This is a genomic window from Eximiradius proteiniborus (assembly GCF_058546985.1).
This window is the reverse complement of sequence record NZ_CM178592.1, coordinates 23419-38693: the sequence shown is the minus strand read 5'-3', so window position 1 is coordinate 38693 and position 15275 is coordinate 23419. Positions and strand designations below refer to the sequence as shown.

9 protein-coding genes are annotated in these 15275 nt (G+C 36.7%); 2 read left to right on the top strand and 7 right to left on the bottom strand.

The annotated features are described in order from the left end of the window. Positions 1–7 precede the first annotated feature (7 nt). Entirely contained in the window at positions 8–1261 is a 1254-nt protein-coding gene (locus ACY2LT_RS00110; RefSeq protein ID WP_491815541.1) for an ABC transporter permease, read from the top strand. 95 nt (positions 1262–1356) lie between these two features. On the opposite strand, the gene lpxA is transcribed toward ACY2LT_RS00110, so the two are convergent. The 3 genes from lpxA to ACY2LT_RS00095 form a co-directional block, all read right to left on the bottom strand. Beyond that, entirely contained in the window at positions 1357–2136 is a 780-nt protein-coding gene (lpxA, locus tag ACY2LT_RS00105) for an acyl-ACP--UDP-N-acetylglucosamine O-acyltransferase (RefSeq protein ID WP_491815539.1), read from the bottom strand. A 3-nt stretch (positions 2137–2139) separates the two neighbouring features. After that, the gene (locus tag ACY2LT_RS00100) at positions 2140–3543 is read right to left on the bottom strand and encodes a bifunctional UDP-3-O-[3-hydroxymyristoyl] N-acetylglucosamine deacetylase/3-hydroxyacyl-ACP dehydratase (protein ID WP_491815537.1); all 1404 of its coding nucleotides are present in this window, start codon (positions 3541–3543) and stop codon (positions 2140–2142) included. Positions 3544–3644: 101 nt separating this feature from the next. Then, entirely contained in the window at positions 3645–5138 is a 1494-nt protein-coding gene (locus ACY2LT_RS00095) for a PAS domain-containing protein (RefSeq protein WP_491815536.1), read from the bottom strand. Positions 5139–5302: 164 nt separating this feature from the next. Between ACY2LT_RS00095 and ACY2LT_RS00090 the strand changes: the two genes are divergently transcribed. Continuing rightward, positions 5303–7114 carry an HD domain-containing protein gene (locus ACY2LT_RS00090; RefSeq protein ID WP_491815535.1) on the top strand — a complete coding sequence of 604 codons (1812 nt, stop codon included), beginning with the start codon at positions 5303–5305 and terminating at the stop codon, positions 7112–7114. A 17-nt stretch (positions 7115–7131) separates the two neighbouring features. Here ACY2LT_RS00090 and ACY2LT_RS00085 read toward each other — a convergent pair whose 3' ends face one another. The 4 genes from ACY2LT_RS00085 to ACY2LT_RS00070 all read right to left on the bottom strand — a co-directional run bounded on the left by ACY2LT_RS00085 (position 7132) and on the right by ACY2LT_RS00070 (position 15267). Next, a complete protein-coding gene (locus ACY2LT_RS00085) occupies positions 7132–8205 on the bottom strand; it encodes a YncE family protein (RefSeq protein WP_491815534.1) in 1074 nt (357 codons plus the stop codon). A gap of 20 nt (positions 8206–8225) precedes the next feature. Continuing rightward, positions 8226–9533, bottom strand: a complete 1308-nt coding sequence (locus tag ACY2LT_RS00080) for a 3-deoxy-D-manno-octulosonic acid transferase (RefSeq protein WP_491815533.1) — start codon at positions 9531–9533, stop codon at positions 8226–8228. Between the two features lie 19 nt (positions 9534–9552). Then, positions 9553–10590 (bottom strand): PorV/PorQ family protein, encoded by a 1038-nt coding sequence (locus tag ACY2LT_RS00075; protein ID WP_491815532.1) that lies wholly within the window; start codon positions 10588–10590, stop codon positions 9553–9555. A 72-nt stretch (positions 10591–10662) separates the two neighbouring features. Next, positions 10663–15267: a hypothetical protein gene (locus ACY2LT_RS00070; protein ID WP_491815531.1), complete on the bottom strand. Its 4605-nt coding sequence runs from the start codon at positions 15265–15267 to the stop codon at positions 10663–10665. Positions 15268–15275 lie beyond the last annotated feature (8 nt).

Below are 15275 nucleotides of genomic sequence, written 5' to 3'. Positions count from 1 at the left end.
GAAAAATATGTTATTGCTCGAAATAAAAGAATCCGTAAAAATAGCATTGGAATCGATGAAGTCGGCAAAGCTTCGTGCGGGGCTTGCTTCGCTTGGTGTGGTAATAGGAATTTCGTTTGTAATTATTATGGGATGGATTTTAGCCGGATTGGACAAAGCGGTAGAAGATACATTTAATATCATTGGAAAGGATATGCTGTATGTAGATAAATGGGACTGGGCAGGTGGAAAAAACTGGAAAGAAGTTCAAGCACGTAAAAATATTACATACGAGCAAGCATTACGTTTCAAAGAACTAATTCGTTCGGCAGAAGTAGTAGTTCCTAATGCCCGATATTGGGGTGGAATGGTAAAATATGAAGGAGAGACATATTCCGGGATATCGGTAGAGGGCGTTACATACGAATATGCAAGAACTCCTATGGGGAATATTGAACGTGGACGATTTTTCAGCGAATTCGAAGATAGGAACGGCGAAAATGTGTGCGTAATAGGTTCGATACCAGCAGCCCGGATTTTTCCTGATAGCAATGGCATAGGCAAAACAATCAAAATCAACGGAAGGAACTTTCTGATAGTTGGGCAAATCACAAAGCAAGGCACTATGATGTTAGACTTTGTGGACAACGTTATTTATATACCGATGAAAAGTTTCTTTTCTACATTTGGATATACCAACAGAAGTTTTACAATTTGCGTAAAAGCCGGCAGTATCAATGCAATGGATGAAGTTCGCACCGAAACCGAAGGTGTGATGCGAACAGTGCGGAATATTCCTCCGGGAAAAGAAAACGATTTTTCGATAAACGAAAGTCAGGCGTTCGAAAAATCCTTTGCAACAATAAGAGCTGCAGTATGGGGAATTGGAATTGGGATGACTTTCCTTTCGTTTTTAGTTGGAATGATTGGAATAATGAATATTATGTTTGTATCGGTAACTGAACGAACCAAAGAAATTGGAATACGAAAGGCAGTTGGAGCCAAGAAACGCTCAATCTTGTTTCAGTTTCTTGTAGAAGCAGCAGTATTATGTATGATTGGTGCTATAGTATCATTTATTTTTTGTTCTATATTAGTATATTTAGTAGCAACATATCTGCCTCAATGGAACGATAGTTTTAATTTCCTATCGCCGGTAATACCTATTAATTTATTAATCATAGCAACGATTGTGTCGATAATTGTAGGAGTATTAGCCGGACTGATACCAGCGATGCGAGCAGCAAATTTAGATCCAATCGAAGCATTGCGATATGAATAACATTGAATAACAATCTAAATTTATAATCCGTTCAAAAAACAAAAAAGAGGCTGAGAATGAACAGCCTCTTTTACTTTAGAAAAGGATTATTACGATTATCTATGAATACCGCGTGAAGAGTTTCGGATAAAGTCAATGCAATACTGGACGTCGTCTGAAAATTGCGGATGATTTTTAATAAATTCTTCTATTCCCTGTTTATTATTAAAACCGGAAAACAGCACAGTATCGTAAAAAGTTTGAAGTTCGTTAATAACGTCTTCCGAAAAACCTCTACGACGCAAACCAATTTTGTTTACTTTTTCAACACGCGGTGGATTTCGTCCTATAAGCACAAACGGAGGAACATCCATAACAACTTTGATATCGGCACCGACCATAGCGTGTTTGCCAACGGTTACAAATTGATGGATTTTAGCAAATGCACCCAAAATAACGAAATCTTCGAGATGCACGTGTCCAGCAATCTGAGCAACGTTGGACATAATAACGTTATCGCCGACGACACAATCGTGAGCAACGTGGCAATAAGCCATAATTAAGCAATTAGACCCAACAGAAGTTTTACCAGTGGAAGATGTTCCACGGTGAATAGTTGCAAACTCGTGAATTACAGTATTATCACCAATGATTGTTAGAGTATCTTCACCGGCGTATTTCAAATCCTGTGGTTCTGTTCCAACGATAGAGTAAGGAAAAAGCCTGCAATTACTACCGATTGTAGTTCTACCATCGACGTAAGCACCAGCCATAAGGACAGAGCCATCACCGATAGTAACTTTATCGCCGACGAAGCAATTTTGGTGAACAATTACGTTTTCGCCTAATTGAGCATTAGGTGAAACAACAGCTGAGGGATGAATCTGTACTGCCATATATTACCTATCAACAATTGCTGCTTGAAATTCTGCTTCTGCAACGGGGGTGCCGTCTACATAAGCAACACCTTTAAACATAAGAGTGTTCAGTTTTTTGTGAACAAGTTCAACTTCCATAACTAATTGATCGCCTGGAAGAACCGGCTTTTTGAAACGAGCGTTTTTAATTCCCATAAAGAAGAGCAATTTATTACCAACTTCTTCCGGAGTAAGCTGACTCCAAACAATCAGACCACCAGTCTGGGCAAGAGCCTCGCAAATAAGCACGCCCGGCATAACTGGTCGTTCGGGGAAGTGTCCGAGGAAGAAAGGCTCGTTAAATGTAATGTTTTTGTATCCAATAATTTTAGTTTTATCTTCATTGAAATGAATAATTCTATCAATAAGCAAAAACGGGTAACGGTGAGGCATAATTTTGAGTAGCCCGTTTATATCGAGAACAACATCCGGGGCTTTAGATGGATTTAGTCGCTCTAATTCAAGTTGCTTCAGATACTTTTTGCGGAGAAGCTTGGCAAATTCAAAATTGCTCGCGTGACCCGGACGAGCAGCAAGAATTTGAGCTTTGATTGGAGCACCAACAAGAGTTAAATCGCCAATCATATCAAGTAATTTATGACGAGCTGGCTCATTTTTAAAACGCAATGAAGAATTGTTAAGAATGCCACCGTTGACAAGTGAATCAGGAACATCTGAAACTTTGAATGTCTCTTTAACCCATTGTTTTTTATCTTCAGAAAGCTCGCAATCAATGATAACGATAGCACTATCAAGGCTACCACCTTTGATTAATCCGTTTTTATATAGCATTTCGACTTCAGTAAGGAAGCAAAAAGTGCGAGCCGGAGCGAATTCTGTTTCAAATTCTTGTTCTAAATTAAATAAGCCGGTGTGCTGACTACCTAATGCGGGATTGAAATAATCAACCATAACGGTTATACGATAGTCATCAAGCGGAAGAGCGACGATATCAACTTGTTTGGCTTCGTTTGTATATCGAACAGTATCATCAATAACGAGGTATTTTCTTTCAGCATCTTGCTCGACAATTCCAGCTTGTTTTAAAGCTTCAACATAAGGTAAAGAACTGCCATCAACAACAGGAGGTTCGTTGGCAGATAGTTCAATAATACAGTTGTCAATTCGCATACCAGCAAGAGCAGCAAGAACGTGTTCAACAGTATGAACACGGACATCATCAATACCAAGAGTAGTTCCACGGGAAAGGTCAACTACATAATCAACAAGAGCTGGAATTTCTACTCTTTTTTCTAAATCTGTTCGGATAAACTTATATCCATAATTTGCAGGTGCCGGCTTAAAAGTAATTGTCGAAGGGTTGCCTGTATGCAGACCAATACCGGAAAAAGATACTTCTTTTAAAATAGTTCTTTGTTTTTCCATTTAACTTTTACTTTAGTTTATACTAAATTTAACACAAAACATAAATTCAAAACTACAAATTATTTAGGTATAAAAAAAATAAAATAAAGCAGGGAGATTAGTTATATAGACATAATAAAAAGATAGAGGTCTTGATGAGAGTTCAATTTGAGCTTTTTCTTTAGTCGAAGACGGGCTTTTTGGACGCTTGAGGGAGCCACATTCAGAATACGTGCAATTTCTTTGGTAGTATAGTTCATACGAATATAAGCACAATGACGAAGTTCATTTTGAGTAAGATTTGGAAATTTTTTCTTCAAATTTGTGAAGAAATTTTTGTGGACAGCTTCGAAGTGCTTTTTAGTTATTTCCCAATCTCGTTCAGGTAAGAAATAAGAATTCAGTAATTTATTGAGACGGCGGACATCTTCATCGGAAATATTATATTTTTTAGCAAGAAATTTATGACGCTTATTGAGTTCTTCGATTAGTTTGTTCTTTTCGTTTAGATAAACAGATTCCACTGCAAGTTTTCTTTGAATGGCGGAAAGCTCGGCTAATTCAGTATTATCAATAAGAATTATCTGATAATAGTTTTTATCAAGAACATTAAAGTATGAAACAGTGGAGATAATATATTTAATTTTATTATTTCTTTCCAATCTAAATTTTATGGAAACATTTTCATCTTTCAACCTATATTCTCGCATCATTTCAATAAAATTCTGGAAATATTCATAGTCATCGGGATATATGTAATTCAGTAGTTTGGCAATACTTAGTTCTTCAACATTCTGAAATTCTAAGATGTCCAGAGCTTTTGGATTTGCAAATACAGGAACGAGGTTGTCAAAAACGATAATTCCGACAGGAGCATATTTTGCGAGCGTTCTATATTGTGCTTCGTTTTCAGCAATAATTCTTTCTTGTTCTTTTTTCTGAGTAATATTTTCAGCAATTTCTAAAATTCTGTGTAATTTGCCGTCTTTGTTGAAAATTGGAGATGCTTTGATTAGCCAATAAGTTCCGTTTTTGGTTTTACGGATAAATTCTTCGGGTTTTAATGTTTGTTTGACACGGAAAACAGAACAGTTTTCGCAAGGAGAATTATCATCTGACCAAATTTCGTAGCATTTGCGATAAAGCATCTCTTGAAGTGTAAGATTTGAGCCTTCAGTAGCACTTTTATTTGCCCATAGGATGTTGTAATCGAGGTCCTGAACGATCACAAAGTCGGTTTGGTAGTCAAGAATGGCTTCTTTTTCAATTTCAGCATTTTGCAGAGCAAATTCCTGCAATAGTTTTTCGGTGTTGTTTTCGAAAAAAAAGCAAAATAGCTTCTTCCCCATCAGGCTTATTGTTAAGCAAGAAACTTCGAGGTAAAAAGTTTCATTTTTCGGATTTTTATATTTAATATTAAGTTTATAGTTTTTATTATCAAATAAGGCTAAATTTAACTGCAAATTTGTTACACTCTCAAATGGTTTGCCTTTGCAAGAGTTATCACAAGCGAAAATTTCAGCAAAGGCAGAATTATATGCGACAATTTGGGAGTGTTCATCTAAAATACATTTGGCGTCAAGACTATTATTAAATATTTCTTCGTAGATATTCATTTGCAACAGAAAAGAAAACAACAATTATAAATTTACAATTAATTTAAAATTTATCATAATTAAAATCAACAAAAGAACGCTAATTTTTTTTGATTTGTCAATATTTTTAATTAATTTTCATTGAATGAATGTATTTTTATTGTGTTATAATAACAAAGCAAAAGATGGAGCAGTTATACGAATTTCCAGATGAGTACGATGAGCAAGGTCCTTTTGGAGGAGACGAGAATAAAGATTTAGAATTATTTTTAGAGAAAGTAACAGAAACAGACAAGACATTAAACATTGAACAAATAACGAAGGCATATTGGTTCTGCGTCAATTATCATCGAGGAATAAAGCGAAAGAGTGGATATCCATATTACACACATCCACTCAATGTAACATTAATTTTGATTAAAGAATTAGGTATTTTCGACGAGCAATCTATTGTTGCCTCATTGTTGCACGATGTAATTGAAGATGTTGCATCAGTTACAAAAGGTATTATTGCAGAAGAATTTTCGGAGGAGATTGCAGAAATAGTTGATGCAGTAACAAAGATAGACGAACCTGACGAGGAATTAATAAGCTTAGTAAAAAGCGATCAAGAATTAATAAAAATAAAAAAGGCAGAAACTTATAGAAAATTGTTTCTTTCGCTTGTCAAAGATGTTAGAGTAATTCTGATAAAGCTTGCTGATAGGCTTCACAATTTGCGAACATTGCATTACTTAGGTCAGCAAAAGCAGTATGAAGTCGCGATTGAAACGCTGAATTTCTATGTACCGTTTGCACATAGACTTGGACTGAACAAAGTAAGAATGGAGATGGAAAACAGAGCATTTTACTATACAGACAGGAAAACATACGAAGCAATCAAAGATGCTCTCAATAGCAAACGAAGAGATTTTATTGAATATATAAAGGTATTTATCAATTTAATTCAAAAGAGTTTAAAAGAAAAAGGTATAGAAGCGACTATTACAATAGTGCATAAGTATGAGTACGAAATTTTTCAGATGATAAAAGACGGGAAAAGCTTAGAGGACATAGATAATTTTTATTCAATAGTGTTGATACTACAAACAAGCGATGTTGCCGAGTGTTATCGTGCTCACGGAATATTAGCAAACGCATTTAATGCAATAAGTTTTGCCGATTATGTTGCCAATCCGAAGTTAGACTGGTATAGATCGCTTAATACTGAGCTTTTTGGTCCGGATGGAAAGCGAGTTGAAATATTAATCCGAACAGAAGAGATGGAAAAAATAGCAGAAGGTGGATTTGCGGCGAAGTTTTCCTTGAAATCCGGAAGAATCAGAGCTTTGGCACTGAACGACACAGATGTTCAAAACTGGGGCATCTGGATGCGCGATATGATACTAACGGAAGGCGAACGAGCAACTCAGATTATCTGGGATTCAATAAAAACTAATCTTTTCGATAGTGAACTAACAGTATATTCAAAGGATGGACATCCAATAAAGCTTCCTGAGGGTGCAACAATCATTGATTTTGCTTTCAACATAAGTCAAGAAACGGGTTTGCATTGCATATCCGGTAAAGTTAATGGAATTGTGCGAGAATTAAAGTATAAGCTTCGAAACGGGGATCAGGTAGAAGTTATTTCATCGCCGAACAGTTTTCCATCAGTTGAGTGGAAAGAATTTGTTGTATCGTTCAAGGCTGTATTTCATCTTCATAATTATTTTAAAAATAATTCTACACTGCAGAACCGTCTTCAAAATATGAAGAAAAATTATGAAGTAAAATTATTAATTAAAGGCGAAGATCGGGAAGGAATGTTGATGGACATTACAATGGCAATTGGTTCAAATAATATCAGGAGAGTAAATCTTGATACTTCAGGTTCAATGTTTGAGGGGGCAATAACAGTTTACGTAAAAGACGAAAATCAATTAAATGAGATTTTCGGGAAATTACTATTAATAAAAGGTATACGTGGAGTAGAAAAAATTGAAGATATAGGGTAAAGAATTCTAAAAAGCCTTCAGAAAAAGACAATTTTATTAGGATTGACACCAACAGAATAATTTTTTATTGGAATAGAATCGTAATTATTCTTGAAAATCAATAGCTCACCATTTGAAGTAAATCGCTTAGCATTACCAACTAAGATTAAAGCAGCATCGGGACTGACAGAAAGCGAGTACCAAATTGAATTTGGGTTTTTATTGATGATTTTTTGTTCAATTTGTGCAAACGGTTGATTTAATGGAATAAAGGACACTCCAGCAATTGCATCAGTATTACCTTGAAGAAAATACAATGTATCCATTGAAGGGGAGAACGTTAGATCAGTTGGGCGAGTGCGCCAGTGACGAGTGATTTGATGTAAAGTGGCGTCAATTTCAACGATACCACCAAGCGAATCAGGAAGCGATGGAAGATTATAATATGCAGCATAAATACGATTGTATTTAGTATTAGCAACTACTTCAATTAGATTTTTTCCACAAAAGATACTATTAACTTCTTTGGAATTTTGGATATCAACAATGGACAGAGAACCTGCTTTTGGTGCATTGTGATAAAAATCACCATAACCGGAATTGGCAACGTAAAGATAATTGCCTATTCTGGAAATTCCTTCGGGAAAAGGTCCAACGTCAATTGTTTCACCTTTAAATGATAGAGTTTTGGGATTGAATTTTGCGATTTGGTTTTTAAAAAGTAAGGTAACGTAGGCGGTTGTATCGTTTATTATGACAATATCACGAGGCAAAGAATTTTGAGGAAGAAATATCCTTCCGAAAGATTTCCCATTGATTTTGCTAAACACTTCAATAGTAGAACTTGTCGAAACAGAAACAAAAACAGTATCACCTTTGATTTCAAGGTCGTAGGCAGTATCTCCAATTCTAAGTGATGGATTAGCTTTTCTGAAATATTGATTTACTACAACACCACTCATTAAATCCAAACGAGAGATGGTTGCATTATCGCTACCCCAAAGTCCTTCGCAAAGGACAAACACACCATTATTGCCGGTAATAAAATCAGAAGTTTCTGGTGAATTTGGGGTTTTAATACAAGAAACGCACAAAGTCAGAATTAGGAGCAAGTGAAAAATCTTTAAGTAAATCATTTTAGGAAGTGCGATAAAAATTCAACAAATTTTTCGGAAGAGCCAACCTTAGAATAAACATAATTTCGGGAAGCTTCTGAACGAGTGTTGTAGATAGCACTATTATTTATTAATTCTGTTAACCAGCGATTGAATTCATCAGAACTATGAATTATTGAAAGAGCATTGCAATCGAGCATTGGCTTTGCATCAGGAGAATTAAAGCAATTGGGTCCACACGCAACAGGAATACCGTATCCAGCAGGTTCAGTTAGAGAATGAACTCCAACACCGAATGCACCACCAACATAGGCAAAATTGGCGTTCGAATAGAGCATAAGAAGTTTGCCAACGCTATCTACAAGAACAACACCACCAGATTGAATGGTCTGCGGTTCAGATAATAGTTTTGATAATCTAATTGCATTTGGAAAAATCGTTTCGATAGATTGAAGAAAATCTTCTTTTGGTTCGTGAGGGACAAGAATTGATGTGATTTTATTGAAATTATTTGAATTATAATTTATAAGGGCAGCTGAAATGATTTCAAAGTCTTTTTCCCAAATGCTACCAGCGACAAAAATAAATTTATCAGAGAAAGAATCAGTAGAAATAATAGGCTTCGATTTTGCAGTCTCGACTTTTTGGATAATTCTATCGAAACGTGTATCGGGAAGCAGCTTTATGTCTGATTTTACATTTAATTGTTGAAAATATTTGCAATGGTCGCTATTTACAGCAAAAATTGTATGGAAAAGTGAAAAAACAAATTTATAAAAACTTTTCATTAAAAAAGTTTTGTTGAAGAAATTGGAATTTGGAGCGGTAGCATTAATTAGAAACGTAGGAATATTATATTTTTTCAAGATATAGAGATAATTAGCCCAAAGCTCGTAGCGAACAAAAACAACAACGTCTGGCTTAATTAAATTAATTAAATATTTAGACTTAGACGGCAAATCAAGCGGAAGATAGAAAATAGAGTCGGCATATTCGTATTTTGCTTGTGTTTTGTATGCTGAAGGTGAAAAAAATGAGCAAATGATTTGAATATCGGGATATTTTGATTTAAGGAGTTCAATAATTGGTTTAGCTTGTTCGAATTCGCCAACGGAAGCAGCGTGAAACCAGATTTTATTTCTATTATGGTCGAGCTTAGTTAGAGATTGAAGAGATAAACTAACATTATTTTCTCTTTCTTTGAATTTTGGAAGAAAAGGTTTCAAAACAAAAGAGAAGAAATAAAGAACCCGAAAGATAATATTATAAAGAATAATCATAAATTTTTTAAATAGAAAGATGCCGCCTACTAATGTAAACGGCATCTAACAAATTCAACAAAGATTATAATCCGATTTGGATTGTAATGCGATTGACTAATCCAATATCAAAAGTAGGACTAATTGAATAATCAATTTTTCCATAGAATTGGTCTGATAAATACGAATAGCCAACACCACCAGAGAAGCCGAATTGGTCAGTATTGAATACATAACCAGCACGGAAAGAAATCATATTTTTCCATGTATATTCAGCACCAATGGAGAACTGTTCCGGTGTATCAGAAAGAGTAGTAAAGCCTACACCAGCATCAACTTTGTGTTGTTCGTCTTTGTAGACATTGCCAGAGAGACCAGCACGGAAAATAATAGGAATATTATGGTAATATGAAAGATAATCAACGTCTATTGGGGCAGCCCAAAGAGCATCGTTATATTTTTTCGATGAGCGAAGACCACGACCGGTATATTTTTGTTCGGTTCCAAGATTGTGAATAGAGAAACCAAGTTTAATGTCGTGAATACCAGTATTATACATAGTTCCGACATCGAAAGCAATACCATCGGCATCCATTTCAGCAAAAGAATTATTAACATATTTAGCAGTAATACCGAACGAGAATTGATCGGTAAGATAACCGGCAAAAGTAACACCGACAGAGACGTCAGAGGCTTGGTATTCGTAGCCTGTGCCTTCTGGGCGTTCAACAGTTGTGATTTCAATATCACTGCTATTAAGTGAAGTAACATTTGCTGCAATAACAAAGTTTTCACCGATAGGCATTGAAGCAGCAGCAAAGTTGTGGCTAAAATCGAAAAGCCATTGAGTGTAAGAAAATTCTCCAGCCATAACGCGAACATCTGCTAAACCAGCAGGGTTCCAATAGATAGCCGAAAGGTCATTAACCATAGAGGAATAAGCGGCACCAATGGCGCTTCCTCTTGCACCAACAGGAATTTTTAAGAATTGAGCACCAGCGGCACCTACTTTACGAAGTTCTTTGCCACCTTTGGATGAACCGTAAGTATTTTCCAAGGCTAAAAGATTGTTGGTGCTCATCAAGACTAAACAAGCTGCGATAAGATATACTATTTTTTTCATTTTATTCTCCAATTATCAAGTAATTAAACATTCACGGTGGAGGGGAAAATCCCTTCCACCGCAAGTTATTAATTATTCAGTAGTAATTCTGAAACCACCAACAACTACTGAGAAATTCTTTATAGTCTGTGCACCGTCTGGTGTAGTGATAACAGCCGCTAAAGTTTGGCTTGCGATACGCTGTCCGTTTTTAGTGAGTAAGTCCCAAATATTGAGAGCGTAACGGTCTTTTTCTGATGAAGTATTTTCGTCGTGCTTAATAGAGATAATAAGGTCGCCAGTGATAGTGTAAATATCGATTGTACAAACTTTTGGTAAGCGAGTGAAATAGATTTTAGCATCATAAGGAGAACGTTGACCTTGATGAGTTACGTAATATGGATTAGGCACAACTTGAATTTGGTCGAGAAGTTTATCAGTGTATTTTTCACCAGCTTCCATAGGTTTGGAGATCTTAACACGGACTTTAGCACCTGGCATTGGGAGACCTAAAGCACCACCGTAAGTACTAAGAACGATTTTATCTCCCGGCTTAAAGTCTTCGCCGAAAGTATAATCACTAGCTCTTCCCCATTCGTTTTCGTTCGGGAAGCGTCCACCACGATTAACGTAGTCGAGACCAAAAAGAACGCCGGAGATGTCCAATCCGTGGCAGAAATCAACGGTATCACGACCATCTTCTGAATAACCAGTTAAGTAATATTTGCCTAGACCAACGTAAGTTTTAGCTTTTTTAGCTAATTCAGTTCCGTAAGGACGAGCAAATACGCGTGGTGCTTGCAGAGCAGTAGCACGGCGACCATTTACCCAACCGTAAGCAGCAATATTAAATTTGCCAATGTATTCATTAGTATTAATTCCATAGTAAGCCAAGTTACGAGGATCCGGATAATAACGAGCAGGGAATTGGAAGTAAGCTGTGGTATGAGCAGGAATAGTATCGATAAACATATGTTTAATTTCATCAGGATAAGTAACTTTTTCAGTTGCGTTCGGACCTTTTTCAGGGGCTGGGCGTTCGTAGCTAATACGATTAGTAATACGAAGATTTAGATATGGCACTCTGAAACGTTTGTTTTGTTTTTGACCATCTGGTCCCCACTCTAAGTGCATAATTTCTTCGCCACCTGGCAAGAATTCAACAACATATTCACCAGGACCGTTATTGAACGAACCATAGGTAACGCCGCCAGCTACTCTGTCGTAAGTCTGGTATGTAAAGTATGAATTAACTGGTTGAGTAGTGAGCACAATATCTTGATTTGGCTTTCTATCGAGATTTCGCTTAATACCGATATGTGTAGAAGCGTTTGTAGTGCGATTTGAACCGCCATCAGCAAATTTAGCTTTGTGGATAGTCATTGTATCTGGACGGAAGTTTCCACCAAATTGTTGGATAGCGAAATCGAAATCAAAACCTAAAGTACCATAAGCTGGTGGCAACATTGAAAAAGTGTAGCAATATCCCATTTCTTTGAAATCACCGCTTGAGAATTTACCTGAGCGAGTAATGATTTCACGGCTTTCAGGAGTTCCAAAGGTTACAGTTTTATTTGAAATACTGTCAAGCACTAATGTATCAGAAAGTACGTAAGAGAAAGCATTTTCAGTAAACAATCCTCTGTATGATTCGAGATAGCAAGGTTGAACTTCGAAGAAGGTAACTCCATCGAATAAGGTTTGGTTCTTATTGATATTTCTTAAAGTCATTCTTCTTTGGTACAATCCGAATTTGTTTACATCAGTTTCAGGGCGTCCCATAAAGCGAAGTTCACGTTGATACCAGTAAGGTTGGAATTCTAATTCGAGAGTATCGCCACCAAATAATTGCATAACACGTTCAGGATCTAATGCATAGAAATTGAAGTTATACAGACCACCAATGTTTTTATCAACGCTAATTACTTCAAATTTCAATCGTTTTTCAGCACGAGGAGCAGCTGGATAAACTTCAACGAAGTTAGGAAGTCCTGGGTTACCATCGTTATATTTACCCGGAGTTGGTTGACTGTAATCACCTTCGTCCAAAGCTAATATTTTGTAGTAATAAGGAATGTTGTTAATAAGTTTTTCTGTTTTTGTCGGGTCGTCGTTTGTTGTAATAATACCATCATTATTATCATCGCCAATATCGAAGAAAGTTCGGTTGTTTGTAATTTCAGCCATATAAGGAATAATTACATTTTGCTGAACTTCAGGAGTACTTTCGAACTCACGGAAGCGGTAGTCTGCTATTTTGCCTTCAAGGATTAATTTATAGATTTCCTGCAAAGCATTGTTGACCTGGTCTTCGTTTTGCATCCATTGATTTTTTGGAAGAGGAACATAAGCATCTACGATAAATGTAAGTCTTCCATCAATGTAGGCAGAACGCAAAGTATTCTTTAAGTATGCAGTATCAACAGTTTGAGTTAAATTACCGTTATTTTTCAGATAAACAAGACCGTCAGCAGGGATAGAGTTAAGGTAAGCTGTATCAACGTTAATAGATTTCTTCTGATAGAGAAGAGGATTATATTTCATTAAAGCACGGTTGATATAGAGCAACCCGGTAAGAATACTATCAGCAAAGAAATCTCTTTCTTTAACATTGTAGCTAATATATGGGAATTCAATCAGTTCACCAGTTTGAGAATTAGTAAGTGTTACTTTATGTCTGAAGTTAGCAATACTTGAGAAATATGGACCCCAAGGCTGAGAGTAGTAGCTTGTATCAAAGTTAGCTACAACAGGAGCTGTTGGATAAGGGTTATTAGCCTTAAATGTTGGGTCAATATATAAAGTATTTTTAACAACTGATGTAGGATAAAGATTGCAACCGCGAGGTATACGCATAACGCGAACAACCATTGAGTCGACTATATTATAATTAGCATCAACATAAGGACCAACAATTCTCAATGAGTCGATAGCTGGATAGTCAGTATTCTTTGCGTCACCAGTTTTAACATATGATTTCTGGAATGGAGTTGGAATAGCCCATTTACGTAAAAGCTTCCATCCGAGAGGACCTTTTCCACGAGGGAATTCGCTTGTAGGAGCAATAGTATTCTGGTCGTAAGCATCTAAGTCTGTTCGACGGGCACGATAAAGTGCATATCCCATAAAGTCCATACCACGTTCTAACGGGTCAACGGAAACTTCAGCAGTGGAATCCCAAGAGATGCGAACGGCATTATTCATTCCTTCAGCTTTTAGGAAAACAGTTCTGTTAGGTGGCTTTGGAGCAGCAAAATTTTTATTATAGACTTCGATTGCGAATTTAGTTTTTCTTACAAGATCCTGAACGTCTTCTTCTGAACCGTCAGCATCACCGCCCTTAGAAGTATTTGCGATAATGATACCAACAACAACACGAACAGTATCCATAGGACGCATATTAAATGGACCTGTAGCCATCATAAAGCGTTTGTCGCCAGGTCCGGTATCACCTTCGCGAATACCAGCTGCGATGAAAGAATATCTTTCGTCATCTTCTTTTGGATCATAGTCGATAGACCAGTTTCTGAAAGTGCGTAGCCCAAGCTGGCTACTGTAGGCATAATAGGCGCTATCTTTACGAATAAAATCGCTATCTTCTTTAATTACGAGGTCTAATCTTTCAATTTTCTTTTCGCCTGTTTGCGGATCGGTAGTCCATACAGTATCGTAGTGTTGGATTACAGCAGGACTTTCGAGGAATGTATAACCGAGGTAACCGAAACCTTGTCCGCGTTCACCACGATCAGTATTAGTCCACTGGAAAGCCATATTGAGAGTAGTATCAGTATTGTAGAATTTAACTCTATCATTAGCAGCACCGGCACTCAAATTGGAAGCGATAGCCATATCAACGTCCATTACAGGTGCGAGCCAACATTCTCTCAAAGTATCAGTAGAGTGATTAGTAATATTGTATGCTAAGAAAACGATATCACGATAATCACCAAAGCCCCAGGAATAAATCATTTGTTCAAATTGAAGACGAAGGGGATAACCTTCCTGACGACGCTGAGCAGTACCACCTTCGTAACGGCTTAGATCAGTATCTTTAAAAGTAGCGAAAATATCTTCACCAGAAATGAAAGCAGGACCTTTAGGATATGTATTAGTATTTCGCATACCAACATCCGGGATATACCATCCAAAATATCTATCCTTTGTTACGACAGCTTTAGGATCAGGATTAGCATCCCAGATAGGCCAATTAGGACCATCATTATCGTTTATAGGTTTACCATCATTAGTATAGAAGTCTGTAGAAAAATATACTCTATATTTTTTTGCAGCTTCGTTATCTACTAAATCGCCATCTGCAATTCTACCAGGTACCATCCAGGAAGCACCTGAGTTGGGGTTATAAGTAACAGTAACGTAGTTTCTGAATTGGTCAGTACCAGGTCTTTTTTTCTTGGCAGCAAACCAAACACCGCCGCCAAAAATGTAGTGATTTTGTGAACCGCGAGGCCAAATACCGCTACCCTGATTAAGAGCAGTATTTAATGCAAAAATACCGTAGTTAGTAGTGTAAAATTCAAGGTTACTAACAGTATTTTTTTGCAAATCAAAGACACCACGAGCTGCTCTTTGAACTTCAAAAATTGGCTTGCCTTGTGCATCACGAGCAACATCAGCAAAAAGCGAGCTAGCAGAAAGCCCCAGAGCAACAAGTATTAGCAGAAATTTTTTAGGATTCATATTCTTTT